General features: G+C 68.0%; 24 protein-coding genes. 10 read left to right on the forward strand and 14 right to left on the reverse strand.

From position 1 onward, the window contains the following. Window positions 1-48: 48 nt before the first annotated feature. From topA to AC1Q87_RS01995, 6 genes are all read right to left on the reverse strand, one after another. The gene (gene topA / locus AC1Q87_RS01970; protein WP_492607330.1) at window positions 49-2709 is read right to left on the reverse strand and encodes a type I DNA topoisomerase; all 2661 of its coding nucleotides are present in this window, start codon (window positions 2707-2709) and stop codon (window positions 49-51) included. An 88-nt stretch (window positions 2710-2797) separates the two neighbouring features. Continuing rightward, on the reverse strand, window positions 2798-3889 hold the full coding sequence (gene dprA, locus AC1Q87_RS01975) for a DNA-processing protein DprA (protein WP_492607331.1): 1092 nt from the start codon (window positions 3887-3889) through the stop codon (window positions 2798-2800). Next, on the reverse strand, window positions 3886-4524 hold the full coding sequence (gene plsY / locus AC1Q87_RS01980; protein ID WP_492607332.1) for a glycerol-3-phosphate 1-O-acyltransferase PlsY: 639 nt from the start codon (window positions 4522-4524) through the stop codon (window positions 3886-3888). Before plsY ends, dprA begins: the two co-directional genes overlap by 4 nt. 144 nt (window positions 4525-4668) lie before the next feature. Next, window positions 4669-5955: a dihydroorotase gene (gene pyrC / locus AC1Q87_RS01985; RefSeq protein WP_492607333.1), complete on the reverse strand. Its 1287-nt coding sequence runs from the start codon at window positions 5953-5955 to the stop codon at window positions 4669-4671. Further along, on the reverse strand, window positions 5952-6542 hold the full coding sequence (locus AC1Q87_RS01990) for an LOG family protein (RefSeq protein WP_492607334.1): 591 nt from the start codon (window positions 6540-6542) through the stop codon (window positions 5952-5954). The genes pyrC and AC1Q87_RS01990 overlap by 4 nt, the downstream gene beginning before the upstream one ends. Further along, the gene (locus AC1Q87_RS01995) at window positions 6542-7519 is read right to left on the reverse strand and encodes an aspartate carbamoyltransferase catalytic subunit (RefSeq protein ID WP_492607335.1); all 978 of its coding nucleotides are present in this window, start codon (window positions 7517-7519) and stop codon (window positions 6542-6544) included. Before AC1Q87_RS01995 ends, AC1Q87_RS01990 begins: the two co-directional genes overlap by 1 nt. 115 nt (window positions 7520-7634) lie before the next feature. On the opposite strand from AC1Q87_RS01995, the gene AC1Q87_RS02000 reads away from it, so the two are divergent. Beyond that, window positions 7635-8009: a PilZ domain-containing protein gene (locus AC1Q87_RS02000; RefSeq protein ID WP_492607336.1), complete on the forward strand. Its 375-nt coding sequence runs from the start codon at window positions 7635-7637 to the stop codon at window positions 8007-8009. Here the strand turns inward: AC1Q87_RS02000 and ruvX are convergent. Next, on the reverse strand, window positions 8006-8479 hold the full coding sequence (gene ruvX / locus AC1Q87_RS02005; protein WP_492607337.1) for a Holliday junction resolvase RuvX: 474 nt from the start codon (window positions 8477-8479) through the stop codon (window positions 8006-8008). The genes AC1Q87_RS02000 and ruvX overlap by 4 nt on opposite strands. Before the next feature lie 78 nt (window positions 8480-8557). Between ruvX and gatC the strand changes: the two genes are divergently transcribed. Both gatC and gatA read left to right on the forward strand, forming a co-directional pair. Next, window positions 8558-8845 carry an Asp-tRNA(Asn)/Glu-tRNA(Gln) amidotransferase subunit GatC gene (gene gatC / locus AC1Q87_RS02010; RefSeq protein ID WP_492607338.1) on the forward strand — a complete coding sequence of 96 codons (288 nt, stop codon included), beginning with the start codon at window positions 8558-8560 and terminating at the stop codon, window positions 8843-8845. After that, entirely contained in the window at window positions 8845-10317 is a 1473-nt protein-coding gene (gene gatA / locus AC1Q87_RS02015; protein ID WP_492607339.1) for an Asp-tRNA(Asn)/Glu-tRNA(Gln) amidotransferase subunit GatA, read from the forward strand. Before gatC ends, gatA begins: the two co-directional genes overlap by 1 nt. Window positions 10318-10397: 80 nt before the next feature. On the opposite strand, the gene AC1Q87_RS02020 is transcribed toward gatA, so the two are convergent. Continuing rightward, complete coding sequence (locus AC1Q87_RS02020) at window positions 10398-10712, reverse strand: hypothetical protein (RefSeq protein ID WP_492607340.1); 315 nt, start codon at window positions 10710-10712, stop codon at window positions 10398-10400. A gap of 123 nt (window positions 10713-10835) precedes the next feature. Here AC1Q87_RS02020 and gatB point away from each other — a divergent pair, with 123 nt between their 5' ends. Beyond that, complete coding sequence (gene gatB, locus AC1Q87_RS02025) at window positions 10836-12332, forward strand: Asp-tRNA(Asn)/Glu-tRNA(Gln) amidotransferase subunit GatB (protein ID WP_492607341.1); 1497 nt, start codon at window positions 10836-10838, stop codon at window positions 12330-12332. A 45-nt stretch (window positions 12333-12377) separates the two neighbouring features. On the opposite strand, the gene AC1Q87_RS02030 is transcribed toward gatB, so the two are convergent. Next, window positions 12378-12896, reverse strand: coding sequence for an RcnB family protein (locus AC1Q87_RS02030; protein ID WP_492607342.1), 519 nt, complete (start codon window positions 12894-12896; stop codon window positions 12378-12380). Between the two features lie 381 nt (window positions 12897-13277). Here AC1Q87_RS02030 and AC1Q87_RS02035 point away from each other — a divergent pair, with 381 nt between their 5' ends. After that, the gene (locus AC1Q87_RS02035; RefSeq protein ID WP_436061088.1) at window positions 13278-13544 is read left to right on the forward strand and encodes a sel1 repeat family protein; all 267 of its coding nucleotides are present in this window, start codon (window positions 13278-13280) and stop codon (window positions 13542-13544) included. A 48-nt stretch (window positions 13545-13592) separates the two neighbouring features. Here the strand turns inward: AC1Q87_RS02035 and AC1Q87_RS02040 are convergent, their stop codons facing one another. From AC1Q87_RS02040 to AC1Q87_RS02050, 3 genes are all read right to left on the reverse strand, one after another. Beyond that, the gene (locus AC1Q87_RS02040; RefSeq protein WP_492607343.1) at window positions 13593-15632 is read right to left on the reverse strand and encodes an ATP-binding protein; all 2040 of its coding nucleotides are present in this window, start codon (window positions 15630-15632) and stop codon (window positions 13593-13595) included. Beyond that, on the reverse strand, window positions 15625-17136 hold the full coding sequence (locus tag AC1Q87_RS02045; RefSeq protein WP_492607344.1) for an ATPase domain-containing protein: 1512 nt from the start codon (window positions 17134-17136) through the stop codon (window positions 15625-15627). Before AC1Q87_RS02045 ends, AC1Q87_RS02040 begins: the two co-directional genes overlap by 8 nt. Before the next feature lie 167 nt (window positions 17137-17303). Beyond that, on the reverse strand, window positions 17304-18422 hold the full coding sequence (locus tag AC1Q87_RS02050; protein WP_492607345.1) for an acyltransferase family protein: 1119 nt from the start codon (window positions 18420-18422) through the stop codon (window positions 17304-17306). Between the two features lie 222 nt (window positions 18423-18644). Here AC1Q87_RS02050 and AC1Q87_RS02055 point away from each other — a divergent pair, with 222 nt between their 5' ends. Continuing rightward, window positions 18645-19022, forward strand: coding sequence for a hypothetical protein (locus tag AC1Q87_RS02055; protein ID WP_492607346.1), 378 nt, complete (start codon window positions 18645-18647; stop codon window positions 19020-19022). 136 nt (window positions 19023-19158) lie between these two features. On the opposite strand, the gene AC1Q87_RS02060 is transcribed toward AC1Q87_RS02055, so the two are convergent. Next, window positions 19159-20532 (reverse strand): DUF1254 domain-containing protein, encoded by a 1374-nt coding sequence (locus tag AC1Q87_RS02060; RefSeq protein ID WP_492607347.1) that lies wholly within the window; start codon window positions 20530-20532, stop codon window positions 19159-19161. A 226-nt stretch (window positions 20533-20758) separates the two neighbouring features. Between AC1Q87_RS02060 and AC1Q87_RS02065 the strand changes: the two genes are divergently transcribed. Next, window positions 20759-21340: a hypothetical protein gene (locus AC1Q87_RS02065; protein ID WP_492607348.1), complete on the forward strand. Its 582-nt coding sequence runs from the start codon at window positions 20759-20761 to the stop codon at window positions 21338-21340. A 19-nt stretch (window positions 21341-21359) separates the two neighbouring features. Here AC1Q87_RS02065 and AC1Q87_RS02070 read toward each other — a convergent pair whose 3' ends face one another. Beyond that, window positions 21360-22022 (reverse strand): polysaccharide biosynthesis/export family protein, encoded by a 663-nt coding sequence (locus AC1Q87_RS02070; RefSeq protein WP_492608262.1) that lies wholly within the window; start codon window positions 22020-22022, stop codon window positions 21360-21362. A 180-nt stretch (window positions 22023-22202) separates the two neighbouring features. Between AC1Q87_RS02070 and AC1Q87_RS02075 the strand changes: the two genes are divergently transcribed. Genes AC1Q87_RS02075 through AC1Q87_RS02085 form a run of 3 tightly spaced genes read left to right on the forward strand, consistent with a single transcriptional unit; the run spans window position 22203 to window position 25717 of the window. Next, window positions 22203-23702: a GumC family protein gene (locus tag AC1Q87_RS02075; protein ID WP_492607349.1), complete on the forward strand. Its 1500-nt coding sequence runs from the start codon at window positions 22203-22205 to the stop codon at window positions 23700-23702. A 48-nt stretch (window positions 23703-23750) separates the two neighbouring features. Then, a complete protein-coding gene (locus AC1Q87_RS02080; RefSeq protein ID WP_492607350.1) occupies window positions 23751-24452 on the forward strand; it encodes a P-loop NTPase family protein in 702 nt (233 codons plus the stop codon). Beyond that, the gene (locus AC1Q87_RS02085) at window positions 24449-25717 is read left to right on the forward strand and encodes an O-antigen ligase family protein (protein WP_492607351.1); all 1269 of its coding nucleotides are present in this window, start codon (window positions 24449-24451) and stop codon (window positions 25715-25717) included. The genes AC1Q87_RS02080 and AC1Q87_RS02085 overlap by 4 nt, the downstream gene beginning before the upstream one ends. The last annotated feature ends 148 nt before the right edge of the window (window positions 25718-25865 follow it).

A 25865-nucleotide genomic window follows, 5' to 3' on the forward strand; every position in this document is an offset into this window, starting at 1 on the left:
TTGTAACGCAGGAATCGCGAAGCGGTGGCGGGGATTTGGTCCCCGCCGTCACTCGTCGTCCCAAGGCGCGGCGCCGTCAGCGGGGGCGGGCTCCGCCTCGGTCTTGGCCGGCTTCTTCGCGGCAGGCTTCGTGGCGGCCGGTTTCTTGGCTGCGGCCTTCTTGGCCGGGGCCTTTTCCGCCTTGGGCTTGGCCGCGGCCTTGCCCTTCTTCTTGCCGCCGCCCTTCGCTTCGCGCTCGGCGATCAGCGCGACCGCTTCCTCAAGGGTGATATCCTGCGGGTCCTTGCCCTTGGGGACATTGGCGTTGGTCGAGCCGTGCTTGATGTAGGGCCCATAGCGGCCCGCGAGCACCTTCACCGGCGCGCCGTCGGCCGGGTGCGCGCCCAGGTCCTTCAGCGCCGCAGACTCGCCGCGTCCAGGACGGCCGCCGCCGGCCCGCTTCTCGGCCAGCAGGGCGACAGCGCGGTTCAGGCCGACCTCGAACACCTCATCGACGTTCGGCAGGTTGGCGTAGGTGCCGTTGTGCAGCACGAACGGACCGAACCGGCCGATGCCGGCGGTGATCATGCCGCCGTCCTCGGGGTGGGCGCCGACCTCTCGCGGCAGTCGCAGCAGCCGCAGCGCCTTTTCCAGATCCATGGCCGCCGCCGACCAGCCCTTGGGCAGGCTGGAGCGTTTGGGCTTGTCGGCTTCGCCGAGTTGGACATAGGGGCCGAAGCGGCCGGCCTTGAGGAATACGGTCTCGCCGGTCACCGGATCGACGCCCAGTTCGCGGTCGCCACTCTCCTGGGCCGCCTCGTCGTCCGACTGGGCCAGTTGGCGGGTGAAACGGCATTCCGGATAGTTCGAGCAGCCGATGAAGGCCCCGAACTTGCCGGTCTTCAGCGACAGGCGGCCGGTGCCGCAGGTCGGACAGGCGCGCGGATCGGAGCCGTCTTCCTTGGCCGGGAAGATGTGCGGGCCCAAGGCCTCGTTCAGGGCGTCGAGGACGTTGGTGACGCGCAGTTCGGCGATCTCGCCGACCGCGGCGTGGAAGTCCTGCCAGAACTCGCGCAGCAGCGCCTTCCAGTCCATTTCGCCGGCCGAAACCAGGTCGAGCTTCTCTTCCAGCGCGGCGGTGAAATCGTACTCCACATAGCGCGCGAAGAATTGCTCGAGGAACGCGGTGACCAAGCGGCCCTTGTCCTCGGGGATGAACCGGTTCTTGTCCATGCGGACGTATTCGCGGTCGCGCAGCACGGTCAGCACCGAGGCGTAGGTGGACGGCCGGCCGATGCCGAGCTCTTCCATCTTCTTGACCAGGCTGGCTTCCGAGTAGCGCGGGGGCGGCTCGGTGAAGTGCTGGTCGGACCGCGCGGCGATAACGCGGGCCGAAGCGCCCTCGTTCACCTGCGGCAGGCGGCCGCCTTCCTCGTCGTCGGCGTCGTCGCGGCCTTCCTCGTAGACCGCCAGATAGCCGTCGAAGAGCACCACCTGGCCGGTGGCGCGCAGGCCGGTCTTGCCGTCGGCGCTGTCGAGCTCGATCGTCGTGCGCTCGATCCGCGCCGACTCCATCTGCGAGGCGATCATCCGCTTCCAGATCAGCTCGTAGAGCCGGCCAAGATCGCTCTCCAGCCGCAGCGAGCCGGGATTGCGGGCCAGGCTGGTCGGGCGGATGGCTTCGTGCGCCTCCTGGGCGTTCTTGGCCTTGGTCTTGTAGATGCGGGCGGTCTCGGGAACGTATTCCTTGCCGTAGACGCCGCCGATCACGACGCGCGCTTCGTCCAGCGCTTCCGGCGCGGCCTGCACGCCGTCGGTCCGCATATAGGTGATCAGACCGACGGTCTCGCCGCCGATGTCGATGCCTTCGTACAGCTTTTGGGCCGCCTGCATGGTGCGCTGGGCCGAGAAGCCGAGCTTGCGCGAGGCTTCCTGCTGCAGGGTCGAGGTGGTGAAGGGCGGGGGCGGCGAGCGCCGGCCCGGCTTCTTCTCAACGCCGGCCACCGTGAAGGTCGCGGCCTCAACCGCCGCCTTGGCGGCAAGGGCGCTGGTTTCGTTGCCAAGGTCGAACTTGGAGAGCCGCTTGCCCTCGTGCTTGACCATGCGGGCCAGGAACGGCTCGGCGCCGGCCGAGACGTCGGCCTCGACGGTCCAGTACTCCTGGGTCTTGAAGCGCTCGATCTCGAGTTCGCGGTCGACGACCAGGCGCAGCGCCACCGACTGCACGCGGCCGGCCGAGCGCGAGCCCGGCAGCTTGCGCCACAGCACCGGCGAAAGCGTGAAGCCCACGAGGTAGTCCAGGGCGCGGCGGGCGAGGTAGGCCTCGACCAACTCCATGTCGATGTCGCGCGGCGACTTCATTGCCTCGGTCACGGCCGACTTGGTGATGGCGTTGAACACCACCCGCTCGACCTTCTTGTCCTTTAGGACCTTCTTCTTCTGCAGGACCTCCAGCACGTGCCAGGAGATCGCCTCGCCCTCGCGGTCGGGGTCGGTGGCCAGAATGATGCGGTCGGACTTCTTGGCCGCCTCGGCGATGTCGCTCAGGCGCTTGGCCGCCTTGGCGTCGACGTCCCAGGACATGGCGAAGTCCTCGTCGGGCTTCACCGATCCGTCCTTGGCCGGAAGGTCGCGGACGTGGCCGTACGAGGCCAGGACCGTATAGTCCGAACCCAGGTACTTGTTGATGGTCTTGGCTTTGGCCGGGCTCTCGACGACGAGGAGGTTCATGGTCGCTCTATATGGGGCGTCTTGGGCGGATCGCCCGAAAATCAAGGGCGCGAAAGGTGAGGGCGGCGCCTAGGCGCTGTCAATGGCCTCATCCGAGACCCGCGACAAGCCCGCCCGGCAACAGCTCGGCGCGGCCGGCCAGGGCCAGCTCGGTCAAGGCGGCCAGCACGATGTGGGTCGGCGCGCCGGCGGCGCGGACCAGTTCGTCGCGCGAAACCGGCGTAGGCGACAGCAGGGAGGCGACCCGTTCGCGCACCGCGTCGACCTCGGCGTCGGCGGCCGGCGGCGGCGCAAAGGGATGCTCGGGCTCGCGCAGGCCGCCGATGCCCTCGAGCGCCCGCAGCACGTCCTCGGCGCCTTCGCAGAGCGCTGCGCCCTGACGGATCAGATCGTTGGTCCCGCGCGCCCGCGGATCCAGCGGCGAGCCCGGCACCGCCAGCACCTCGCGGCCCTGCTCGGCGGCCAGCCGGGCGGTGATCAGCGAGCCGGAGCGCAGTTCGGCTTCAACCACGACCACGGCGCGCGCGAGGCCGGCGATGATGCGGTTGCGTCGGGGAAAGTCGCGGGCGGTGGCGGTGCGTCCAGGGGCGTTTTCCGAGACCACGCAACCCTCGGCGACGATCCGCTCGTAGAGATCGCGATGTTCGTGCGGATAGACGTCATCGATCCCACCGCCCAGCACCGCCACCGTCCCGGTCGGCAGAGATCCCTCGTGCGCCGCGCCGTCGATGCCGCGGGCCATGCCTGAGACGACGACGTGACCTGCGCCGCCGAGCTCGGCAGCGAGGCCCCGCGCAAACCGCTGGCCGCCGGCCGAGGCGACGCGGGCGCCGACGACGGCGACGCTGGAGCGCTTCAGCAGCGCGGCGTCTCCGCGCGCCCAGATCACCGGCGGCGGCGGATCGAGCGCGGCCAGGGCGGTGGGGAAGTACGGCTCGCAGGCGGCGATCAGACGCGCGCCCAAGGCTTCGCCGGCCTCCAGTTCGCGCAAAATCTCGTCGACCGGCGGCACGCCCAGCGGCGAGACCCGCCCGCCGCGGCGGGCGAGATCGGGCAGGGCGGCCAGCGCCAGCGAGGCTTCGCCATAGCGGGTGATGAGCTGCGCGAAGGCGACCCGGCCGACGTTCTCTGTGCGCGCCAGCCGCAGCCAGTCGCGACGGGCTGCGGCGGTGAGCGTCACGCGGCGTCTTTTTTCTTGCCGATCTTCGGCTCCTGGCCCTTCAGCAGCCGGCCGATATTGTCCTTGTGGCGGAGGTAGATCAGCACGCCCATGAACAGCGCCATCACCGCGATCGGATAGGGGCGGTCCAGCAGGAAGACATAGATCGGCGCCAGAGCCGCCGCGGTCAGCGCCGCCAGCGAAGAGATCCGGAACAGGAAGGCCATGACGATCCAGGTCGCGCCGGCCGCGATGCCGACCGGCCAGGCCGCCGCCAGCAGGGTGCCGAAGAAGGTCGCCACGCCCTTGCCGCCCTTGAATTTCAGCCAGACCGGGAACAGGTGGCCGAGGAAGGCCGAGCCGCCGGCCAGCGCGGTCAGCGTCGCTTGCGCCTGGGGGCCGGAATGGCGCGTCAGCAGCCAGGCGATGAACACCGCCACCGCGCCCTTGCCGCCGTCGCCCAGCAGGGTGATCGCCGCCAGGTCCTTGCGGCCGGTGCGCAGCACGTTGGTCGCGCCGATGTTGCCCGAGCCGATGTTGCGCACGTCGCCGGCGCCGCCCAGCCGAGTGGCGATGACACCGAACGGGATGGATCCGAGCAGATACCCGCCGACGACGGCGGCGGCGATCAGCACAGGGCTGAGTTGGTCAAGCATCGGCGTTCCCCCAGTTTGACCTTGTCGTAGCCTTGAGCGGCGCTTCGGCCAAGCGAGCTTGTGCAGCCCCGCTCCGGCGCAGAGCGTAAGTTCGGCGCGCCACCATTACGCGAATTGCGCGAACAATAGGAGAACTTTGTTGGGCTAGGCTTGGTAGACGACCCGCCCATCGACCACCGTCATTTTCACCTCGCCGAACAGCCGGCGGCCGTCGAAGGGCGAATTGCGCGACTTCGACTTCAGCTTGTCGAGGTCGATGACGATGGGGGCGTTGAGATCGCAGAGCACCAAGTCGGCTGGGGCGCCTTTGGCGAGCTTGCCGGCCGGCAGGCCGAGCAGGTCGGCCGGGCGGCTGGTGACGGTGCGCATCAGGTCGATCAGCGGGATGCGATCCTGGAACGAGAGAAGGGCCGGCAGCAGGGTCTGCAGGCCGACCGCGCCAGGGGCGGCTTCGTCGAACGGCAGGCGCTTGTCCTCGGCCGGGGCAGGAGCGTGGGCCGAGACGACGATGTCGATCAGGCCGCTGGCCAGGGCCTCGATGGTCGCCTGGCGGTCGTCTTCGCTGCGCACCGGCGGGTCGAACTTCAGGAAGGTCCGGTAGTCGCCGATGTCCACCTCGTTGAACGACAGGTGGTTGATCGAGGTGGTGGCGGTCACCGGCAGGCCCTTGGCCTTACCGCGCGCCAGGCTCTCCAACGCCGCGGCGGTGGTGACTTGGTCGACCAGGAACGGCGCGCGGGTCAGCTCGACCAGCGCCAGGTCGCGCTCCAGCATGATCTTCTCGGCGATGGCCGGCACGCTCGGCAGGCCCATGCGCCCGGCGAACTCGCCCGAGGTGGCGGCAGCCCCGGCCGACAGCCACGGATCGGCCGGGCGGTGGGCGACCAGGGTGTTGAAGCTCTTGGCGTAGGCCAGGACGCGCTGCAGCACCTTGGAGTTCACGATCGGGCGGTCGGCGTCGGTGACATAGACGCAGCCGGCCTCGCGCATCAGGCCGATCTCCGCCATCCGCTCGCCCTTGGCGCCCTTGGTGGCCGCCCCGGCCGGATAGACGTGGACCAGCTCGATATCGCGCGTGCGGCGCAGGATGAAGTCGACCACCGAGGCCTCGTCCACGACCGGATTGGTGTCCGGCTGCAGCACGATCGACGTCACGCCCCCGGCGGCCGCAGCCAGGCCGGCGGACTTCAGGGTTTCCTTGGTCTCGGCGCCGGGTTCGCCGGTCTTGACCCGCAGGTCGACCAGGCCGGGGGCCAGCATGGCGCCGGCCGCGTCGATCACCTCGATGTCGGCCGACAGCGCGCCCAGGTCGCGGCCCAGCGCGACGTCGGCGATCTTGCCGTCCTGGACCAGCAGGGCGCCGGGGCCGTCCCAGCCGCTGGCGGGATCGACGAGGCGGGCGTTGACGAAGGCGGTCGGGCGTTGGGTCATAGTTCGGGGCGTCCGATCCATTTCTCGACGACGGGCGGCTTGTAGGCGGCGATCGCGTCCAGCATCTCGCCGCAGTCCTCCCGGAAAATCAGCATGTCGCGGTGGGGCGCCTTCAGAAACGCCTCGCCCACCGCATGGTCCACGAAGCCGCGCAGGCCGTCGTAGTAGCCGCGCACGTTGAGGAAGCCGGCCGGCTTGGCGTGGAAGCCGAGCTGGCCCCAAGTCCAGATCTCGAAGATCTCTTCCAGGGTGCCGGCCCCGCCGGGCAGGGCGACGAAGGCGTCAGACAACTCGGCCATCCGCGCCTTGCGCTCGTGCATCGAGGCGACGACCTCCAGCCGGGTCAAACCGGTGTGGGCGATCTCCTTGTCGGTCAGGGCGTGCGGCAGCACGCCGATCACCTCGCCGCCGGCGGCGAGCGCCGCATCGGCCACCGCGCCCATCAGCCCGACCTTGGCGCCGCCGTAGACCAGCCGCAGGCCCCGACCGACGATCGCCCGGCCCATGGCCTCGGCCGCCGCCCGGTAGGCGACGTCTCCGCCGGGGCTGGCCCCGCAGAAGATGCAGACCGAGGTCAGCGCGCTCATCAGTCGTTGTCCAGTCGCGCGGCCAGCGCGGCGAGCACCGCCATGCGGGCGGCCACGCCCATCTCCACCTGGTCCTGGATCAGCGAGACGTTGAGGTCGTCGGCGACGTCGGAGTCGATCTCGACGCCGCGGTTCATCGGTCCCGGATGCATGACACGGACGTTGTCGGACGCGAAGGCCAGCTTCTCGCGGTCGAGGCCGAAGAAGCGGAAGTACTCGCGCTGCGAGGGGGCCATCACCCCGTCCATCCGCTCGAGCTGCAGGCGCAGCATCATCACCACGTCGCAGCCGGCGATGCCCTTGCGCATGTCGTGGAAGACCTGGACGTTCCAGCGGTCGACGTCGGCCGGCATCAGGGTCGGCGGACCGACCAGCCGCACCTCGGCGCCCATCATCTGCAGCAGCCCGATATTGGACCGCGCCACGCGGCTATGCAGCACGTCGCCGCAGATGGCGATGCGCAGGCCGGCGACGCGGCCGAACGCGCGGCGCATCGACAGCATGTCCAGCAACGCCTGGGTCGGGTGCTCGTGCTGACCGTCGCCGGCGTTGATCACCGAGCAGGTGACCTTCTGCGACAGCAGCGAGGCCGCGCCCGAGGACGAGTGGCGAACCACCAGCAAGTCCGGCTGCATGGCGTTCAGCGTCACCGCGGTGTCGATCAGGGTCTCGCCCTTGGAGATCGACGAGGATCGCGGGCTCATATTGACGACGTCGGCGCCCAGCCGCTTGCCGGCCAGCTCGAACGAGCTCTGGGTCCGGGTCGAGTTCTCGAAGAAGAGGTTCATCAGCGTCCTGCCCTTGAGCAGGTCGAGCTTCTTCGAGTGCTGGCGGTTCAGCGCGACGAAACTGTCGGCCAGATCAAGCAACCCGGTGACTTCCACGGGGTTGAGATCGACCACGGACAGGAAGTGGCGCTTGGGAAAAGGGAATGTCCTGCCAAGGACTTCGTTCAGGCCGGTCGGTGCTGCGGTCATTAAAGCGCCCTCTTATGGGAGCCGGAGACGGGCGCCAAGGGGCGAGGCGCAGGGCGGGGCGCAGCCCTGTGGATTGGGCGCTGACTCAGGATAGGCTCGTTCCGCGGAGTTCCCAATGACACCACCTGATGCGACGTCGCCGATCACCGAACGCTGGTCGCGGGCCAATGGCGGAATTGAGCGGCGGGCCACGCCGCGCGAGCCTGTGCTGCTGCCGGCCCTGTTGGTCGAGGAGGACGGCCGCAAGCGACCGTGCGTGATCCTCGACCGCTCGGAAGGCGGGCTGCGGATCAACCTGCCGGGCGATGAGCCCGCGCCCGACAGTTTCTGCATTCTGGACCTGGTGACGGGCATGGGACGCGAGGTGCAGGTCGCCTGGCGCCGGCCGCCCGAAGTGGGCGTGCGCACCGTCCGCACCTACGATCTGGACCAGCCGCAGGAAGGTCTGGGCGAGGTCCTGCGCCAGATCCGGATTTCGGTGCTGGGCTAACCGTCCAGCGCGCTGAGCCGGTCCAGCGCGCCCTGCAGAATCCAGGCGGCGGCCATCTTGTCGACCAGCTCGGCCCGACGGGCGCGGGTGACGTCGGCTTCCTCCACCAGCACGCGGTTGACCGCCATGGTCGACATCCGCTCGTCCCAGAAGGCGATAGGTATGTCCCGCAGCCGCAGCAGGTTGCGGGCGAAGGCGCGGTTGGACTGGCAGCGTGTTCCCTCGGTTCCGTCCATGTTGACGGGCAGGCCGATGACGATGGCGCCGACCTCACGCTCGTCGATCAGGGCGAACAGCCGGTTGGCTTCGACCGTGAACTTGGTCTTGCGGATAAGCTCCAGCGGCGAGGCGATCATACGGGTGACGTCGGAGACGGCCACGCCGATGGTCTTTTCGCCCAGATCCAGTCCGAGCAAGGCGGAATATCGCGGCAGAAGCGCGGGGAGTTCGGTCAGATCGACGACGGCCATGCCGCTTCTTAGCGGTCATTACTTGTCAAAGGGAGGCCCACACGGCTAACCCCTGCCTCGAACCATTAGGAGGGCCCCATGGCCATCGACGCCGCGACCGTTCGTAAGGTCGCGAGGCTCGCGCGGATCGCCGAGCCCGAGGACAAGCTGGAAACGCTCGCCAAGGAGCTGACCGGGATCATGACCTGGATCGAGCAGCTGGGCGAAGTCGACACCGACGGGGTCGAGCCGATGACCTCGGCCGTGGCCGTGACGCTGCCGATGCGCGAGGACGTGGTCACCGATGGTGGCGACCCGGCCAAGGTGCTGTCGAACGCGCCCAAGACCGTGGACGGCTTCTTCGTCGTGCCGAAGGTGGTAGAATAATGAGCGCGCTCACCTCCCTGACCCTGAAGGCCGCCCTCGACGGCCTGGCCGACAAGTCGTTCTCGTCGGAAGAGCTGACCAAGGCGCACATCGACGTCGTCGCCGCCGCCAAACCGCTGAACGCCTACATCCTCGAGACCCCGGAAAAGGCCATCGAGATGGCCAAGGCCTCCGACGCCCGCCGGGCGAGGGGCGAGGCCGGCGCGCTGGACGGCGCGCCGCTGGGCATTAAGGACCTGTTCTGCACCGAGGGCGTCCGCTCGACCGCCTGCTCGAACATTCTCGGCAACTTCGTTCCGACCTACGAGTCGACCGTCACCGCCAACCTGTGGCGCGACGGCGCGGTGATGCTGGGTAAGCTGAACCTCGACGAATTCGCGATGGGCTCGTCCAACGAGACCTCGGCTTTCGGCCCGGTGATCAATCCGTGGCGGTCGGAAGGCTCCAACGCCAAGCTGACCCCGGGCGGCTCGTCGGGCGGTTCGGCCGCGGCTGTCGCCGCCGACCTCTGCCTGGGCGCCACGGCGACCGACACCGGCGGTTCGATCCGCCAGCCGGCCGCCTTCACGGGAACGGTCGGGATCAAGCCGACCTACGGTCGCTGCTCGCGCTGGGGCGTGGTCGCCTTCGCCTCGTCGCTCGACCAGGCTGGCCCGATCGCCAAGACCGTCGAGGACGCCGCGATCCTGCTGAAGTCGATGTCGGGCCACGACCCGAAGGACTCGACCAGCCTGGCCATCGAGACCCCCGACTTCCCGAGCTTCGTCGGCAAGTCGGTCAAGGGCCTGCGGATCGGCATTCCGAAGGAATACCGCGTCGACGGCATGCCGCCCGAGATCGAGAAGCTGTGGGAGCAGGGGATCGCCTGGCTCAAGGAGGCCGGCTGCGAGATCGTCGAGGTCTCCCTGCCCCATACCAAGTACGCTCTGCCGGCCTACTACATCGTCGCTCCGGCCGAGGCCTCGTCGAACCTCGCGCGCTATGACGGTATGCGCTACGGCCTGCGCGAGAACGGCGGCAACCTGACCGAGACCTACGAGAACACCCGCGCCGCGGGCTTCGGGGCCGAGGTGAAGCGCCGGATCCTGATCGGCACCTACGTGCTGTCGGCCGGCTATTACGACGCCTACTACGTCAAGGCGCTGAAGGTTCGTCGCCGGATCGCCGACGACTTCGATCAGGCCTTCCAGAAAGTTGACGCTCTGCTGACCCCGACCGCGCCCTCGGCGGCGTTCGGGCTGGGCGAGAACGCCGACGATCCGGTGGCGATGTACCTGAACGACATCTTCACGGTGACGGTGAACCTGGCCGGCCTGCCAGGCATGAGCATCCCGGCCGGCGTCGACGCCAACGGCCTGCCGCTCGGCCTACAGCTGATCGGCAAGGCGCTGGACGAGGGCACGCTGTTCTCGATCGGCGGCGCCATCGAGAAGGCCGCCGACTTCAAGGCCAAGCCCGCCAAGTGGTGGTAGGGCGCTGACGCCCAACCTCAGCAATGAAAAAGGCCCCCGTCCTGCGAAGGGCGGGGGCCTCGTTCGTTCGGCGCTGGGCCTTACTTCTTCAGCTTGTCGAGGTCGGCCTGCAGGGCCTTCAGGGCGTCGTCGCTGATGGCGCCGCCGCTCATCGGCTGGACCTGCTTCAGGCTCATGCCCTTGAACTGCTCGTAGGCCTCGTGGGTGGTCAGGCCCGGGAGGTTCTTGTCCAGGGCGGCCTTGCCTTCCGGCGTCGCGGCGATGGTTTCGATCGGGGTGTCGGCAGCCGACAGGGCCGCGGCGTGGCCGGCGTGGGCGTCCTGGGCGAGGGCCGGGGCGGCCATGGCGCCGAGCGAGAGCGACAGACCGACGAGGCCGGCAGTAAACGTTTTCATCATGGTGGGTGTTTCCTCATCCCCAGTTTTGCGGCGCGGATTTCAGCGCCAGTTCCGCCTTTTGCGCAAGGGATTTCGAGGGGCCGGCTTTCGCTCGCGCGCGAGGGGCGCTAGGAAGCGGCCATGACTGATACGTCGAAGCAGATCGCCGGCCGCACCGGCCAATGGGAAATGGTTCTGGGCCTGGAGGTTCATGCTCAGGTCGCCTCGAACGCCAAGCTGTTCTCGGGCGCGGCGGTCGGTTTCGGCGCCGGCCCCAACCAGCAGGTTTCGCTGGTCGACGCGGCCATGCCGGGCATGCTGCCGGTCATCAACAAGCACTGCGTCGAGCAGGCGGTGAAGACGGGCCTGGGCCTCAAGGCGCAGATCAACCTGAAGAGCCACTTCGACCGGAAGAACTACTTCTATCCGGACCTGCCGCAGGGCTACCAAATCAGCCAGTTTAAGGACCCGATCGTCGGCGAGGGCGAGGTCATCGTCGAGCATGACGACGGCACGACCTTCACGGTCGGGATCGAGCGCCTGCACCTTGAGCAGGACGCCGGCAAGAGCCTGCACGACCAGGATCCGAACTCGACCTATGTCGACCTGAACCGCGCCGGCACCGCGCTGATGGAGATCGTCTCGCGCCCGCACATGCGCACGGCCGCCGAGGCCGCGGCCTATGTGAAGAAGCTGCGCACGATCCTCGTCTACCTGGGCACCTGCGACGGCGACATGGAGAAGGGCAACCTTCGGGCCGACGTGAACGTCTCGGTCTGCCGGCCCGGCGACTACGAGAAGTTCCGCGAGACCGGCGACTTCGGCCACCTCGGCACGCGCTGCGAGATCAAGAACGTCAACTCGTACCGCTTCATCCAGCAGGCGATCGAGTACGAGGCCCGCCGCCAGATCGAGATCCTCGAGGACGGCGGAAAGATCGACCAGGAGACCCGCCTGTTCGACCCGAACAAAGGCGAGACCCGCTCGATGCGCTCGAAGGAAGAGGCGCACGACTACCGCTACTTCCCCGATCCGGACCTGCTGCCGCTGGAGTTGGACCCGGCGTGGGTGAACGCGATCGAGGCGCAGCTGCCCGAGCTGCCGGACGCCAAGAAGGCGCGGCTACAGTCGCAGTACGGCCTCTCGGCCTATGACGCCGGCGTGCTGATCACCGAGCAGGCCCGCGCCGACTACTTCGAGGCGGCCGCCAAGGGCCGCGACGCCAAGCTGACCGCCAACTGGGTGACCAACGAACTGGCCGCCAAGCTGACGGCCGGCGGCCTGGACATCGAGAACAGCCCGCTGAAGCCTGACGCCATCGCCGAGCTGGTGGCGCTGATCGAAGAGGGGGTGATCTCCTCGAAGATCGCCAAGGACGTCTTCGAGCGCATGTGGGCCGGCGAAGGCCGCCCGCGCGAGATCGTCGAGAAGCAGGGCCTGCAGCAGGTTTCCGACACCGGCGCGCTCGAGAAGATCATCGAGGAACTGATCGCCGCCAATCCGGGGCAGGCGGCTTCGGTGAAGGAAAAGCCGCAGGCCATCGGATGGTTCGTCGGCCAGGTCATGAAGGCCACCGGCGGCAAGGCCAACCCCGGCGCCGTCAACGGCCTGCTCAAGGCCAAGCTGGGCATCGAATAGCAAAACGCCCCGGAGCGATCCGGGGCGTTTCTCTTTTTAGATCAGCTAGTTGTTGATGATATCGAAGATGATGCCGGTGGCCAGGGCGGCCAGCAGGTAGTCATCCCCGACCCGGTACCAGGCGTAGCCGCGCGGCGGCTGGCGCAGGTGGTAGCGGTGATAGTCGTTCACCACATAGCCCCGGTAGTAGGGCGGCAGATGCGCCCCGCGGCGCCAAGCGGCGTAGCCCGGACGGTAATACGGATTGCCGTAGTAGGCTTGCGGCGGCGGGCCGTAGTACCAGCGGCTGTTGTAGTAGTAGCCGTTGTGGCGGCCGCGATCCCAGCCGTTGTGGCGGCCGTTGTCGTGGCGGCCCCAGTCGCGACGGTCGTCCCGGCGATCCCAGTCGCGCCGATTGTCGCCCCGGCGGTCCCAGTCGCGACGATCGTCGTGACGATCCCAGCGCTGCTCGTGACGATCGCGGCCTCGGCCGCGATCATTGTCGGCGTAGGCCGAGGTCGCGGCGAACGCCATCGGGCCGGCGACCGCGGCGACTGCGGCAAGGCTCAAGATCAGGCGTTTCATGGCGGGCCTCCTGGCTCCAAAGCTTTCGTACTCGATATCGGCAAACCTGACGGTAGGCGGCTGAACTTGACCTGAACGGGCCTGTCAGCTTCGCATTGGGCGCCGATAGCTTCGTATTTGGGGATCGAGCGGCAGGTTTTCGCCGCCGCCTGGCAGGAAGGCGCCGATCGCAGGCTGGGGCGAGAAACGCGCGCCCTTAAGATTCTGGCTACGGAGCTTTCCGTTCAGTAAAAATCGCGAATAGTCAAAACCCGCGCAGAAAAATCACGACGTTTTTCGAGTTAACCCTATCTTCAGTGCGCATCGACTTTCTTAGCCTCAGGAACGTCGGGATCGGTACCCAGAACGGGGACGGACCGACGGGGCTAGGGAAACGAAGTCATGCTTACGAGCGTGGAAAACGATGGAATGCCGCTGCCGACCGCCGAGTCGACGGGGGACGAGCTGTTCAAGATGGGCCTGCTCTATTCGACCGGTCAGGGCGGCGCGCCGCTGGACTACGTCTCGGCGCACATGCTGTTCAACCTGGCTGCGATGCGCGGCTCGGTCGAGGCCAAGGTCTACCGCAAGGAACTGAGCCAGGAGATGGCCTCGGACGAGGTCGCCGAAGCCCAGCGCCAGGCCCGCGAGTGGCTGGCCCACGGCTGAGGCCGCACGGGGTCTGTCGGGCGCACCGACGACGACCGTCAGGGGCGGTCACGCCTCCACGACGTCGCCTCCTTCCAGCGCATGACGTACGGCGATCGCCAGATCGCTGACTCTGAACGGCTTGCGCAGCACGGCCTCGGAACTCACGAGATCCTCGATGGCGCGGGCGTCCGCATAGCCGGTCACGAGGAGTACGGCCAAGTCTGGGAAGGCCAGCCGGGCCTGGGTGGCCACCTGCGCGCCGGTCATACCGGGCATGGCGAAGTCCACGATCAGCAGATTCGGCCGATCGGCGTCGATGCGGTCGAGCCCGTCCTTGCCGCTGGTCGCCTCGGTGACGGCGTACCCGAGGGACTTCAGGCACTGGACGATGAAGTGGCGAACCCCAGGGTCGTCATCGACCACAAGGACCCTTTCGCCCTGGCTGAGCGGGGTCTCGTTCTCCAGGACTTCGCCGGCACGCAGCCGTTCGGCGGCATCGCTGAGCGGCAGCCAGATCTCGATCACCGTACCGATCCCGACGGTGCTGTCGATCCGCACCGTTCCCCCCGACTGGGTGGCGATGCCATAGACTTGGCTGAGCCCGAGACCGGTGCCCTTGCCGACGCTCTTGGTGGTGTAGAAGGGATCAAACACCTTGTGAATCATCTCGGCCGGGATGCCATGGCCGGTGTCGCTGACCGAGATGACCACGTGCCGGCCTGGCTGCAGGCCCTCGTGCCAGTCATCGGCGAGACGGCTGCCTATCGTGACAACACCTCCTTCCGCCATGGCGTCGCGGGCGTTGATCGCGAGGTTGAGGATCGCCAGTTCCAGTTGGTTGGGATCTGCGGTGGCGCGCGCAGCGCCCGCGCGAAGGTCGGTCTTGACCTCGACCTTATGTCCCAAGGTCCGCGTCAGCAGGTCGTCCATCCCGGCGATCAGGGAATCGACCTCTACAGCCTGCAGATCGAGCTGCTGGCTGCGCGAAAAGGCCAGTAATTGGGCCGTCAGTTTGGCGGCGCGTTCGACGCCTTCACGGGCATTGGCCGCCATGCGTGCGACGCGCGGGTCGTCGCTGCGCCGCTCGATCATGTCGACATTCCCGACGATCGCGGTCAGGAGATTGTTAAAGTCGTGGGCGATGCCGCCGGTTAGCTGGCCGATCGCATCCATCTTTTGGGCTTGAAGCAGCGCCGCCTGGGCCTGCTCGCGTTCCGCGATCTCGCTGACCAGGCGCGCATTGGAGCGCTTGAGCTCCCAGATGCTCTCGTCCACCCGCCGCTCGAGCGTTTCGTTCATCGAAATCAGCGCCGCTTCGGCGGCCTTGCGCGCCGTCACGTCCAGCGTCACGCCCGATATCCGTCGAGAGGCGCCCTGCGCGCGGGCGTTGGGGCGACCGCGCACCTGAAGCCAGTGAACCGATCCGTCGGGCCAGATGACGCGGTACTCGACCTGGTAGTCGCCGCCTTCCGCAATGGACCGTTCAAGGGCGGCGCGGCGCCGAGATGCGTCTTCGGGATGCACGGCGTCCAACGCGTCGGCCAGGCTGAAGGCCTCGTCGGCCGTGCGGCCAAAATGGGCTTTCACGGTGGGAGACGTCGTCAGGCCATGGGTCTCAATATCCAAATCCCAGGCGCCCAGATGGCCAGCTTCAAGGGCGAAGCGCAGCTGCTCCTCGGCCTTGATCCGATTTTCGAGGTCGTCCCGGGCCAGGTACTGGCGCCGGCGCGCGCGCAAAGCCGACCGAGCCGCGCTGACCAGGGTCTCTGCGTTGATGGGGCGTTCCAGCAACACGATGTTGCCTATGGCCTGCAGGCGCGCGGCGTCGGCCTGGGTCCTCCGGCCGGGCTGCTTGGTCACCAGAACGATGAAGGGAAAGTCCGACCATGGCGGCTGGGCCGACAACCAGTCCGTCAGCACGGAGCTTCCGTACTGGGCGAGCGCCTCCTCGGTAAGGATCGCGGCGCCGGCTCGTTGCTCCAGCGCCTCGGCCAAGGCGCCCACGTCGGCGCAGATCAGCATGCGCTGGCCAAGGCCGGCCAAGGTCTCGGCGATGACGGCCGCGTCGCGGCCCCGGGGGGCCAGGATCAGGATTCGCTCATCCATTTGCGGCAGGCGTATCGGCGCCGAGCATCTCGACCTTGCCGTTGTAGGACGGCAGGCCCGACATGACGCCCCGGAAGTCGGTGAGGGCTTCGCCGACCTCGATCCCATGGCTCGTCAGGCGGATCTCGCGGATGGTCTTTTCGTGCGCTGTCGTTCGGCTTTTGACCACGGAAATTGCGGTGCGCACGGATCCTGCGGCCTCGAAGAATCGGAACAGCAGGATGCTGTCGCTGAGATAGCTGAGGTCTATGTCGCTGCGCACTTCGCCTATGAAGCCGTGCTGGCCGAGGATGAGCAGAGTGACGACGCCCTGCTGGTTCAGGTAGGTCAGGAGCTCGTGCATCTGCAGCAGCAGGAACTTCTGGCCGGGCATGGCCTGGAGGTAGGCGTTGAGGCTGTCGATCACGACCGTGCCGACGCCAATGCGCTCTACTGCGTCGCGGACCAGGAAGGCGAACTCGCCGGGCGAGAGCTCGGCCGGGTCGATGGCGCGGATCGCAAGCTGGCCGGTATCCAGGTAGGGCTGCAACTCCATGCCAAGGGCCTTCGAGCGGGCGAGCAAGGTGGGCAGGCCCTCGTCGAACAGGTAGTAGGCCACCTTCTCGCCGCGCTTGAGGGCGCTGAGCGTGCAGGCCACGGCGGTGGTCGTCTTGCCCGCGCCGGACGGTCCGCTGATCAGGGTGTTGGTGCCGCGCGAAAGGCCGCCGCCAATCAGCTTGTCGAGTCTGGGCGTACCGGTGGAGACCAGCTCCTCGGTGAAATGAGCGGCATGGTGAGCGGCCACCAGGCGCTCGAATATTCTGATGCCGCCCGTGTCGAGTTCAAAGTCGTGAAAGCCGCCGCGGTACTTGATGCCGCGCATCTTCACGATCTCCATCCGCCGACGCTGAGAGCCGTACTCCTGAGCGGTGCGTTCCAGATTGATGACCCCGTGCGCGATACTGTGCAGCTGCAGATCGCCGTCCTCGGAGGTCTGGTCGTCGAGCAGCAGGACGGTGCACTTGCGCGTCGAGAAGAACTGCTTGAGGGCGAGGATCTGGCGACGGTGACGCAAGGGATTCTGCGCCAGCAGACGCATCTCGGAGAGACTGTCGAAGACGACGCGCAAGGGCTTGGTCTTTTCGACCTGGGCCATCACGCCTCTGGTCGTCTCCCCCAGCTCGACATCGGAGGGATGGAGCACGGACTGTTCGCTGTCGGGATCGAGGCCTTCTTCGCTGACCAGTTCAAAGAGGTCGACGCCGTCCAGCGACCAGCCGTGACTGGCGGCCGCGGCGCGAAGCTCGGTCTCGGTTTCCGACAGGGTGATGTAGAGGCCGCTTTCGTTGAGTTCTCGGCCCTTCAGCAGGAACTGCAGGGCAAGGGTCGTCTTGCCCGAGCCCGGCGCGCCCTCGACCAGATAGATGCGGTCGCGGGTCAATCCTCCCCCCAAGATCTCGTCGAGACCTGGAACACCGGTCGCGACGCGGGGGTCGGCCTTAGGGATGACGTCATCGAGCGGCATGCGGTCTCCTTACGGCGGGTCTCGCGACCCAGGGGGGAGCGCTCTCTCCTGAGGCGCTGCTGGGAGATAACCCGGAGACACGGCTGAGGTTTCTCACCGCGTTGAAATGCCGTGATCCTTCCTGGCGGTCGTCACCGCGATGGGATCGAAGACGGCGGGCGGTCCAATCAAACGCCCGAGGGGGCAGGGCGCAGGCGGGCGACGGTGGCGCGGCCGAGGGTCATGCCGGGCGCCTCGACCAGCCGGTAGAGGCCGTAGGAGATCGGGACCAGCACGACGAGGGTGACGGCGCACGCCATCGGGAGATGCACGCCCGAGCCGCCCGGCAGCGCCTTGACGCGCGCGTAGACGCCGGTGGCGTCCAGCAGCGCCAGCACGTGCGGATGGGCGAGGTAGAGGCTGAAGCTGATCTTGCCGAGGAAGCGGGTGACCGGCCACGACACCGGCGGGCCGTCGCGCCAGGCCAGGGCCAGGCAGAGCAGGGCCAGCGGCGCGCCCCACAGCGTCTGATAGACCGCGCTGCCGAGCGGCGTGTTGACCAGCGCCCCGAACATCTCGGCCGCCCAAAGCAGCGCCGCGATCCCGGCCAGGGCGGCGGCGAGCGCCGCCCAGAAGGCGCGCGGGGAGGCGGCCTTCCAGACGAAGAAGGCCAGCAGGCCGAAGGCGAAGTAGGGCAGGTTGAAGACGAAGCCGTGCTGGATGAAGGCGTGCGGCACGCCAGGCATGCCCGACAGCGCCACGAAGTAGATCACGGCGGCCAGCGAGCTCATCACCGTGAAGGCGATCGCGCTGCGCAGGCCGCGGACCAGGAACAGCACCAGGGGCAGGATCGCATAGAACAGCATCTCGACGCCGATCGACCACGACGCCAGGGCGATGCCTTCCACATGGTTCGGCGACAGCCCGAACAGGAAGGTCAGGTTGAGCAGCATGTCGACGGGGTTATGCAGCGCCCACAGCGGCGGATAGTTCAGCGCCAGCTGGAAGAAGGTCGCGAGATAGTAGAGCGGCGCGATCCGGAACAGCCGCCGCAGATAGAACTCGCGCTGTTGGGAGCCCTCGCCGAGGCGGCCGAAATAGCCGTAGGCCAGGCTGAAGGCGCTGACCGCGAAGAACAGCGGCACCCCGCGTCCGAGATGCCACTTGAGGGCCATGAGGCTCTGGGGCGGGTCGAACTGGGCCAGGTGGATGATGTGGAAGACGATGACCGCGAGGGCCGCATAGGCGCGCAACGATTCGACGCCGCCCAGGTGGGGACGCGAAGCGGGGAACTGGTTTGCGGTCATTGCAGCCTATCGATTCAACCCTGATTTGCGGGGAGGCTATCCGCGGTAGGCTGCTCGGCCAAGGCGCTCGCTCTGTGGCGCGGCGCCGATGTCCGTTGGTCGCGTGCCGTCGCGGAGGCATCGCCGGTTGCGGATTGGCGCGTCCCCGGTTCGTGGGCGATGCCGCGCCCGCCGATTGCGGTTAGAGTTGGCGGCGCCTGCTCAGCAGAAAGGCCCTCCGCCATGGCCCGCACGCCGCCCACCGCCCCGGCGACGCCCACCACAGACGAGCCTGCACGCGTCGAGGGAATTTTCCGCTCAGGCTCGATGACCGCGATCGGGGTGGTGCTCGGCTTCTCGCTGGCCTTCCTGGTTCGCTGGAGCGGACTGCCGGGGCGTTGGGAGACGTCCGATCTGTTCGCCGTGACGGCCATCACCGTTGGCGTCGCCCTGCAGATCAAGGCGCTGGTCGATCTGCTGGCGGTGAAGTCGATGCTCGTCGCCAACTACGAAAGGGCGGTGCGGATCTTCGTGGCCGGCATAGTGTCGGTCGCCGTCGGCGTCGTAGCGGCGATCTTCGGCCATATCTCCGGCTATGGCGGAATCGTTCTGCACGGCTGACGCCGGTTACGTCCGATCGGCGGGTTCGGCCATGCCCCCTACCAAGGCCGTGCATAGTCCGCTGACGTCGTTGCGGCCAATTGTCAGGACCGAGGCGTATGACCGCAAACGACCCGTTGCGGACTTTTGGCGATTTCTACTCAATACGTTCGAAATCCCCGGGCTTCCACGAGCCGTCGAAGGCGGCTGCTTCAGGGCCGTAGATTCGGAAATAGACGAACCAGCCCTTGCCGGGGATCGTCTTGATCCATTGTCCTTCCTGTCCAGCTGGAGCCTGCGGGCCGAAATGAAGGTCGACGTTCGCGCCAGCCGCATCCTTCAGTTCGAAGAGCGAGCGAAGCGCCGAATGGCCCTGATCGGTGCTGATCTCCGAGCGCGTCTCGGTGTCATAGACCGTCACGGACCAGAAAAGCTTGCCTGGCACAGGCTGCGGCACCGATAGCCGGTAGGCCTTCGACCCGTCGAGGAAGGCGCCTGAAGCGTCGCGCGTGCCGAGCCAGTAGAGCGAGCCCGCCCCCGCCGTGCGGCGGAACATGGCGGGCGACTCCACTTGCGCTTGGTAGAACCACTTCTCGCGGGCTTCGAGATCGACATAGGTGGCCGCGTCGAACGTGCCGTTCTCTGGACGCAGCGTCGCCCATTCCCACTGCCGGTCGGGCCAGGCCACCCGGTCGGCGCGGCGGTCGGCGAAGGACTGGACCCGCATCTGGCCATTGGCGAGGACAGCGGCCCTTTCGAGGATCGCCGACATGCGCGCATCCGGCGCGAACGGCTGGCCCTTGACGATGCCGAGCGCGGCAAGCTCGCCGTAGTAGGGGCGGTAGGCCGCGTAGGCAGGCTCCAGGTCGATGACCTCGTGGAGCACCTGCCAGTAGCCGAGGTTGGTCTCCCATTGCAGGGGCGTGAAGTCGCCTTGCTCCAAGCGCACCCAGGACGGCTCCGGCGAATCCACTCGGCCGTCGAGCGGGTAGACCTTGACGGTCTGCATCATCGCGTTGGCCGCCTCGATGTCGCCGCCCGGCGGAATGGCGCGGATAAGGACCAGGACGCGGTTCATGGTGGCGACAGCGGCGTGATAGCCCTCGGGTATGGGGCGATCGTACCCCGGCGGCAGGAACAGATGCTTGCCGCCCTTACCCGCATCAGGACCTGGCAAGCCGAGATCAGACACCCAACGCTGATTGAGATCGTTGGCCGCGCCCATCAGCGGACCCGGCGGCAACTCCACCACCATCGGGCCTTGGGTCAGGTCCAGCGGCAGGCCAGAGTAGGGCGTGTCGGAGTTGGGCGTGAAGACCAACTGGCGCGGCGTGCCCTCCAGAAGGGGAAAGACACGATTGGCGACGGCGCCCTCCGCGATGTTGCCCCGCCAGGTGCCTTCGAACGACACCGTGGGATAGAAGAACTTGTAGGCCTGGACCGCCCTGGCGAGGTCGGCGTCGTCATAGGCGCGCTGGATGGTCTCGGCGGTCGGGTAGCCGCCTTGGAATTGGTAGGGCGATGTGGTCATCGGGTTGCTCCAGAGAGACCCCAAAACCTTGGGCTACCAATCCATGGGCGCTCAATGGGTGGAAACCCCGACGAACGCACCGGATGTCCGCTCTCCACCCCTCGCGGACATTCGCTGGGTCCGCTCTCAGGTCAATCGCCGCCCATGCTCAGGTACCGGCGCGCATGACTTTGCAATTGCCTAGGGGTGTAAAGCGGGGAGGGAATACATCCTCTGGGAGACCTCCATGCGTGCTCTTCTGCTCGCGCTGGCCACCATCGGCAGCTTGGCCGCTGCGGCGCCATCTCTCGCCCAGACCTTGAAGGTGAACCCAGACGTCAGCATCGACGTCACCGGGTTTAGCGGCGATCCGAAGATCCTGTCCAACATGGCGACCAAGATCGAGTCGCTGAACGGCGGGCGAGTGGCTGCGATAACCTTTGACAACATCGCCGGCGCGCCGGGCTACGCCGCCATCGTGCTGAATGGATCGGACGTCAGGTTCTGGCGGCTCGACAGTCCGACCAGTGACGTCGTCGAGCTGATGGGTGCGTCCATTCCGGCGTGGATGTTGAACTGGAAGGCCCAACGGCGCGCCACCGCCGTCAAGGTCGCCAAGGTTTCGCTGGCCGACGCGATCGGCACGGCTGAAGCCAAGCAGAGGGGCGCACCGGCGGTCGTGGCCGGCATTGCAAGAAGCGCCTCCAACCCCACTTCGGAGGTCCAGGCCTACATGATCGGAGTCCTGAAAGACGGCCGGCTGGAGCGCGTCGCAGTGGATTCGCAATCGGGTAGGGTGATCGAGAACCCCGACGCCCTAGACTGGTGAGGCGGCGGGCGCAGGACGTCTACTGGACGGCCTGGGCGCCGAGCGCGTAGCTGAACGAGACCGGCAGCAGGTCGCGGAAGTACTGCTGCATGAACAGCCCGGCATTGGCGGCGCCGGTGCGCGGGACGTAGATCACGTCGAAGCGGCGCAGGGGCACGAGGTCGGTCTCGGCGTGGCGCAGGCCGCGCAGCAGGTCTGCGCGGCGGATCATGCCGCGCCCGTCGGGCCCGCGGCGGATGATGAACACGGCGCCGGCGTCGGCGCTCGACTTGAAGCCGCCGGCCTGGATGATCGCGCGCAGGGCGTCGGCGTCGCCGTTGAGGTCGATGACGCCCGGATTGCCGACCTCGCCGCCGACGAACACCTTGAGCGGCGCGGCCTTGGCCGAGACCTCGACATGCGGGCGCAGCAGCTGGGTCGAGTAGGCCTGGGCGACGGCGCCTTCAAGCTCCGGGATCGTGCGGTCGGCGGCCATGACCGGGCCGACCAGGGGCAGGGTGATGCGCCCGTCCGGCTGGACCACCAGGGTCTTGGTCAGTTCCGGCGCCGAGGGCACGGCGACCTCGATCTCGTCGCCCGGATAGAACCGGTAGTCCGGCTCGTAATCGGTCCAGGTGGCGTAGGGGATGTTGCTGAACGCCTGCTCGGCCGGAGCTGGCTCAGGCGGCTGCCAGCGGCCCATCACGTCGTAGGTCCGCGGCGTCGCGCAGCCGGCGAGGGCCAGGCCCGCGCAAGCGGCGATCATCGGGGCAGGACGGCGGCGCCTCTGAAGCATGGCCGCAAAGGTTAAGGAGAATGGGTAACGGAGTGTTAATCGCGCCCTCGCACGGTCGGCTGAAGTTCGGGGATCGAGATTCTTTCAGTGACGCAGGCCGCGTGGACAGCAGCGACGCACGACGCCGGGCCGGGGTTCGCCTGGGCGGGGCGGCCGCGCTATGCGCTGAGCGACTTCCCGGTGCTGCTGTGGCGCGAGCGCTATCTGATGCTGGCGATCTTCCTGACCCTGTTCGTGCTGGGCGTCGCCGCGGCCCTGACCATGAAGACCAGCTACGAAGCCTATTCGAGCGTGCTGGTGCGGCTGGGCCAGGAGTACGTCTACGAGCCGCGGGCCGGCGACGCCGGGCGCGGGGCGGTGCTCGACTCCGACGCGGTCATCCAGTCGGAGACCGAGATCCTGGGCGCCGCGCCGCTGAAGCTGCGGGTGATCGAGCGGCTGGGCCTGTCGCGGACCTATCCGGACCTGGCTGAAAAGTACGCCAAGGCGACGCCGGCCGAGAAGAAGACCATCATGAGCATGGCCATCCGGGCCATCGAGCAGAACCTTAAGATCGAGACGGCGCCGGACACGCCGATCGTGCGGATCGGGTTCAGCCACAAGGATCCGCAGACCGCGGCGCTGATCCTCAACACCCTGCTCGAGGAATACCTGATCTATCGCCGCACGGTGCTGGTCGACCCGAGCTCGCCGGCGCTGGAGCAGCAGCGCCAGCTGTTCGAGACGCGGCTGGCCGACGCCGACGCGGCCTATGAGGAGTTCCTGACCAGCAACCGGATCGGAGACTTCGTCGCCGAGAAGGCCTCGCTGTCGCAGCTGCAGGCGCAGATCGAGCAGCAGAAGTACCAGACCGACGCCCAGCTGCAGGACCGCCTCGGCCGCCTGGCCAGCCTCGACGCCCAGATGGGCCAGGTGTCGCGCGAGGTCGGGATCTATCGCGACATCTCCAGCGCTCCGGGCGAGAAGCTGGTCGGCCTGAAGGTCCAGCGCGAGGAGCTGCTGTCGCGCTATCGCGCCGACGCGCGGCCCGTGCAGGAGCTGGACGCGCAGATCGCCCAGCTGGAGGCCGGCATGGCCGCGGGCCGGACCCTGGGCGAGGGCGCCAAGCGGATCGGGGTCAACCCGGTCTTCCAGACCCTGCAGACCGAGAAGATCCAGCTGACGTCCGAGGTCGGGGCGCTGCGCCGCTCGCAGGCCGAACTGGCCGACCAGATCAACCGGCTGACCGAGCGGCGGCTGAGGCTGACGGCGCTGGAGCCGCGCTTCCAGGAGCTGTCGCTGAACCGCGACGTGCTGCAGACCAGCGTCCGCGACTTCACCGTCAAGGAAGAGCAGAGCCGCGCGGCCCAGGAGATCGCCGCCCACTCGAACGACAACATCCGCATCGTCCAGCGCGCCATTCCGCCGATCAAGGGCAAGAGCCTGCGCAAGCCGGTGGTGGTGCTGGCCTTCCTGTTCGCCGGCTTCACGGCCCTCTGCGCCGGGCTGCTGGCGATGTTCCTGCGCCCGGGCCTGCCGACCCCGCAGTCGGCGGCGCGCACGCTGGACCTGCCGGTGCTGGGGGCTGCGCCCTTGAAGGCGCAGTGACGCTCGGTTTGCGCTAGCCTGGACGCAATTGGGCGGCGCGATTCGAGCATGGTCGATCTGAGTTCCGAGATGGCCGATCTGTGGGCGTCCCTTGGGTCGCCTGCGGCCGGCCGCTCGCGCGTCATCCAGATCACCGCCGCGCGGACCGGGGAGGGCGCCTCCACCGTCGCCCGCGAGCTGGCGCATTATGCGGCGCGCAAGGCCGGGCGCTCGGTGTGGCTGGTCGACCTGGACCTGGTGACCGCCGCCCAGCACGCGGCGCTGTCGGCGCAGACCGGCCGCTATGGCGAGCTGAGCGGCCCGGTGCAGGCCAGCCCCGACGGCTCAGCCTTCTTCACCGTCGAGCCGCCGGCCCAGACCTCAGACGGGGAGGTCTGGCCGGACGGCGGATACCTGGCGGCGCACCGCGTCGGCTCGGCCCGCTGGTGGGTGACGCGGTTCCAGCGCGAGCGGCTGGTCGGCCGCCAGAGCGTGCGGCTGGTTCCGACCGCCGACTACTGGAACGCGCTGCGCCGCTTCGCCGAGGTGATCATCGTCGACGGGCCCGCGCCCGACCGCTCGCGCGCGGCGCTGGCGCTCGCCCCGTTCATGGACCAGACGGTGCTGGTGGTGTCGGCCGACCAGGCCGACGTGCGCGCGCCGGCCCAGCTGCGCGACGCCATCGTCGGGGCCGGCGGGCAGGTGACGGGCCTGTTCTTCAATCGCGCCGTCGTCGAGGTCCCGAAGTTCATGAAGGCGCTGCTGCCGTGACCCAGGCCCTGGCCGGCGGCGGGGCGATGGCTCCGGCGGCGCCGCGCCTGACCGCCTGGCGGCTGGCGACCCTGGTCGGTTCGGCCGGGATCTTCCTGATCTACAGCCAGTTCTGGGTGTTTCCGCTGCTGGGCGACGCCGGCAATCCGGCCGCCAGCGGGCTGATCCGGGCGCTCTACCTGCCGGCCTATGGGGTTGCGGCGCTGCTGCTGATGCTGAGCCCGCGGGCGACGCTGCTGGCGCTGCTGCGCCAGCCGTTCCTGATCGCGCTGCTTGCGATCTGCCTGGCCTCGACGCTGTGGTCGATCGCCCCGGACAAGACGCTGACGCGGGTGGTGGCGCTGAGCTTCACGACCCTGGGCGGGGTGGTGCTGGCCGCGCGACACCGCTGGGCCAGCCTGCTGGAGATCCTGGCCGCCGCGTTCGCCTTCCTGACGCTGGTGGCGATCGCCGTCTCGGTGGCGGTCCCGTCGATCGGGGTGATGAGCGAGCTGTTCCCCGGGGCCTGGCGCGGGGTGTGGCCGGAGAAGAACGCCCTGGGCGGGATCATGGCGCTGGGCTTCATCGTGCTGACCGCGGCGGCGGTGCTGAACCCGCGCCGGGCGGTGGTGTGGCTGCCGTTCGCGGGGCTGGCGCTGCTGCTGGTGCTGATGTCGACCTCGAAGACTTCGCTGGTCTCGCTGATGCTGGGGCTGGGCGGGATCGCCTTCGTGGCCCTGATCCGCCGCCATCCAGCCTCGGGCGTGGCGACCATCTGGCTGGCGGCGCTGGCCGTGGCGATGATCGCCGGGCTGTTCCTGTTCGCCGCCGACCTGTTCTTCGAGGTGCTGGGCAAGGACGCGACCCTGACCGGCCGGACCAAGATCTGGGACGCGGCCATGGCGCAGATCCGGCTGCGGCCGTGGACCGGCTACGGCTATGGGGTGATCTGGGAGGCGAAGGGCGCCTGGAGCCCGATGTCCCACATCGTCAAGAGCGCCGGCTTCACCCCGATCCACGCCCACAGCGCCTGGATCGAGCAGTGGATCGGGCTGGGCGTGTTCGGGCTGGCGGCGTTCGCGCTGATGTACGTGCAGACCCTGATGCTGGCGGTGGTGGCGCTGTTCCGCGACAAGGGCGCGTACTTCGCCGTGCCGTTCCTGATCGTCTACACGCTGATGACCCTGACCGAGAGCATCGCGGTGACGTTCCACGATTTCCGCTGGATGATGTTCGTGATGGTGGCGACCAAGCTGGTCTGGCCGGACCGGGAAGTGCGCGAGTAGGGGGGCGGACGGCTCAGCTGTCATCCCGGTTTGCGAAGCAAGACCGGGACCCATGCGCGCCGACATGCAGCATGTGGCGAGGGCGAGCCGACTTCTGACCAATCAGGTGTTCATGGGGCCCGGTCTTCGGCTGCGCCGAAACCGGGAT

The organism is Phenylobacterium sp. GW823-FHT02A09 (assembly GCF_058797775.1).

What these genes read in the sequence shown, in the direction of transcription:
- topA (WP_492607330.1), bottom strand. Translation starts at nt 2,709, where the DNA reads ATGAACCTCCTCGTCGTCGAGAGCCCGGCCAAAGCCAAGACCATCAAC.
- plsY (WP_492607332.1), bottom strand. Translation starts at nt 4,524, where the DNA reads ATGCTTGACCAACTCAGCCCTGTGCTGATCGCCGCCGCCGTCGTCGGC.
- pyrC (WP_492607333.1), bottom strand. Translation starts at nt 5,955, where the DNA reads ATGACCCAACGCCCGACCGCCTTCGTCAACGCCCGCCTCGTCGATCCC.
- AC1Q87_RS01990 (WP_492607334.1), bottom strand. Translation starts at nt 6,542, where the DNA reads ATGAGCGCGCTGACCTCGGTCTGCATCTTCTGCGGGGCCAGCCCCGGC.
- AC1Q87_RS01995 (WP_492607335.1), bottom strand. Translation starts at nt 7,519, where the DNA reads ATGACCGCAGCACCGACCGGCCTGAACGAAGTCCTTGGCAGGACATTC.
- AC1Q87_RS02000 (WP_492607336.1), top strand. Translation starts at nt 7,635, where the DNA reads ATGACACCACCTGATGCGACGTCGCCGATCACCGAACGCTGGTCGCGG.
- ruvX (WP_492607337.1), bottom strand. Translation starts at nt 8,479, where the DNA reads ATGGCCGTCGTCGATCTGACCGAACTCCCCGCGCTTCTGCCGCGATAT.
- gatC (WP_492607338.1), top strand. Translation starts at nt 8,558, where the DNA reads ATGGCCATCGACGCCGCGACCGTTCGTAAGGTCGCGAGGCTCGCGCGG.
- gatA (WP_492607339.1), top strand. Translation starts at nt 8,845, where the DNA reads ATGAGCGCGCTCACCTCCCTGACCCTGAAGGCCGCCCTCGACGGCCTG.
- AC1Q87_RS02020 (WP_492607340.1), bottom strand. Translation starts at nt 10,712, where the DNA reads ATGAAAACGTTTACTGCCGGCCTCGTCGGTCTGTCGCTCTCGCTCGGC.
- gatB (WP_492607341.1), top strand. Translation starts at nt 10,836, where the DNA reads ATGACTGATACGTCGAAGCAGATCGCCGGCCGCACCGGCCAATGGGAA.
- AC1Q87_RS02030 (WP_492607342.1), bottom strand. Translation starts at nt 12,896, where the DNA reads ATGAAACGCCTGATCTTGAGCCTTGCCGCAGTCGCCGCGGTCGCCGGC.
- AC1Q87_RS02035 (WP_436061088.1), top strand. Translation starts at nt 13,278, where the DNA reads ATGCTTACGAGCGTGGAAAACGATGGAATGCCGCTGCCGACCGCCGAG.
- AC1Q87_RS02040 (WP_492607343.1), bottom strand. Translation starts at nt 15,632, where the DNA reads ATGGATGAGCGAATCCTGATCCTGGCCCCCCGGGGCCGCGACGCGGCC.
- AC1Q87_RS02045 (WP_492607344.1), bottom strand. Translation starts at nt 17,136, where the DNA reads ATGCCGCTCGATGACGTCATCCCTAAGGCCGACCCCCGCGTCGCGACC.
- AC1Q87_RS02050 (WP_492607345.1), bottom strand. Translation starts at nt 18,422, where the DNA reads ATGACCGCAAACCAGTTCCCCGCTTCGCGTCCCCACCTGGGCGGCGTC.
- AC1Q87_RS02055 (WP_492607346.1), top strand. Translation starts at nt 18,645, where the DNA reads ATGGCCCGCACGCCGCCCACCGCCCCGGCGACGCCCACCACAGACGAG.
- AC1Q87_RS02060 (WP_492607347.1), bottom strand. Translation starts at nt 20,532, where the DNA reads ATGACCACATCGCCCTACCAATTCCAAGGCGGCTACCCGACCGCCGAG.
- AC1Q87_RS02065 (WP_492607348.1), top strand. Translation starts at nt 20,759, where the DNA reads ATGCGTGCTCTTCTGCTCGCGCTGGCCACCATCGGCAGCTTGGCCGCT.
- AC1Q87_RS02070 (WP_492608262.1), bottom strand. Translation starts at nt 22,022, where the DNA reads ATGGGCCGCTGGCAGCCGCCTGAGCCAGCTCCGGCCGAGCAGGCGTTC.
- AC1Q87_RS02080 (WP_492607350.1), top strand. Translation starts at nt 23,751, where the DNA reads ATGGTCGATCTGAGTTCCGAGATGGCCGATCTGTGGGCGTCCCTTGGG.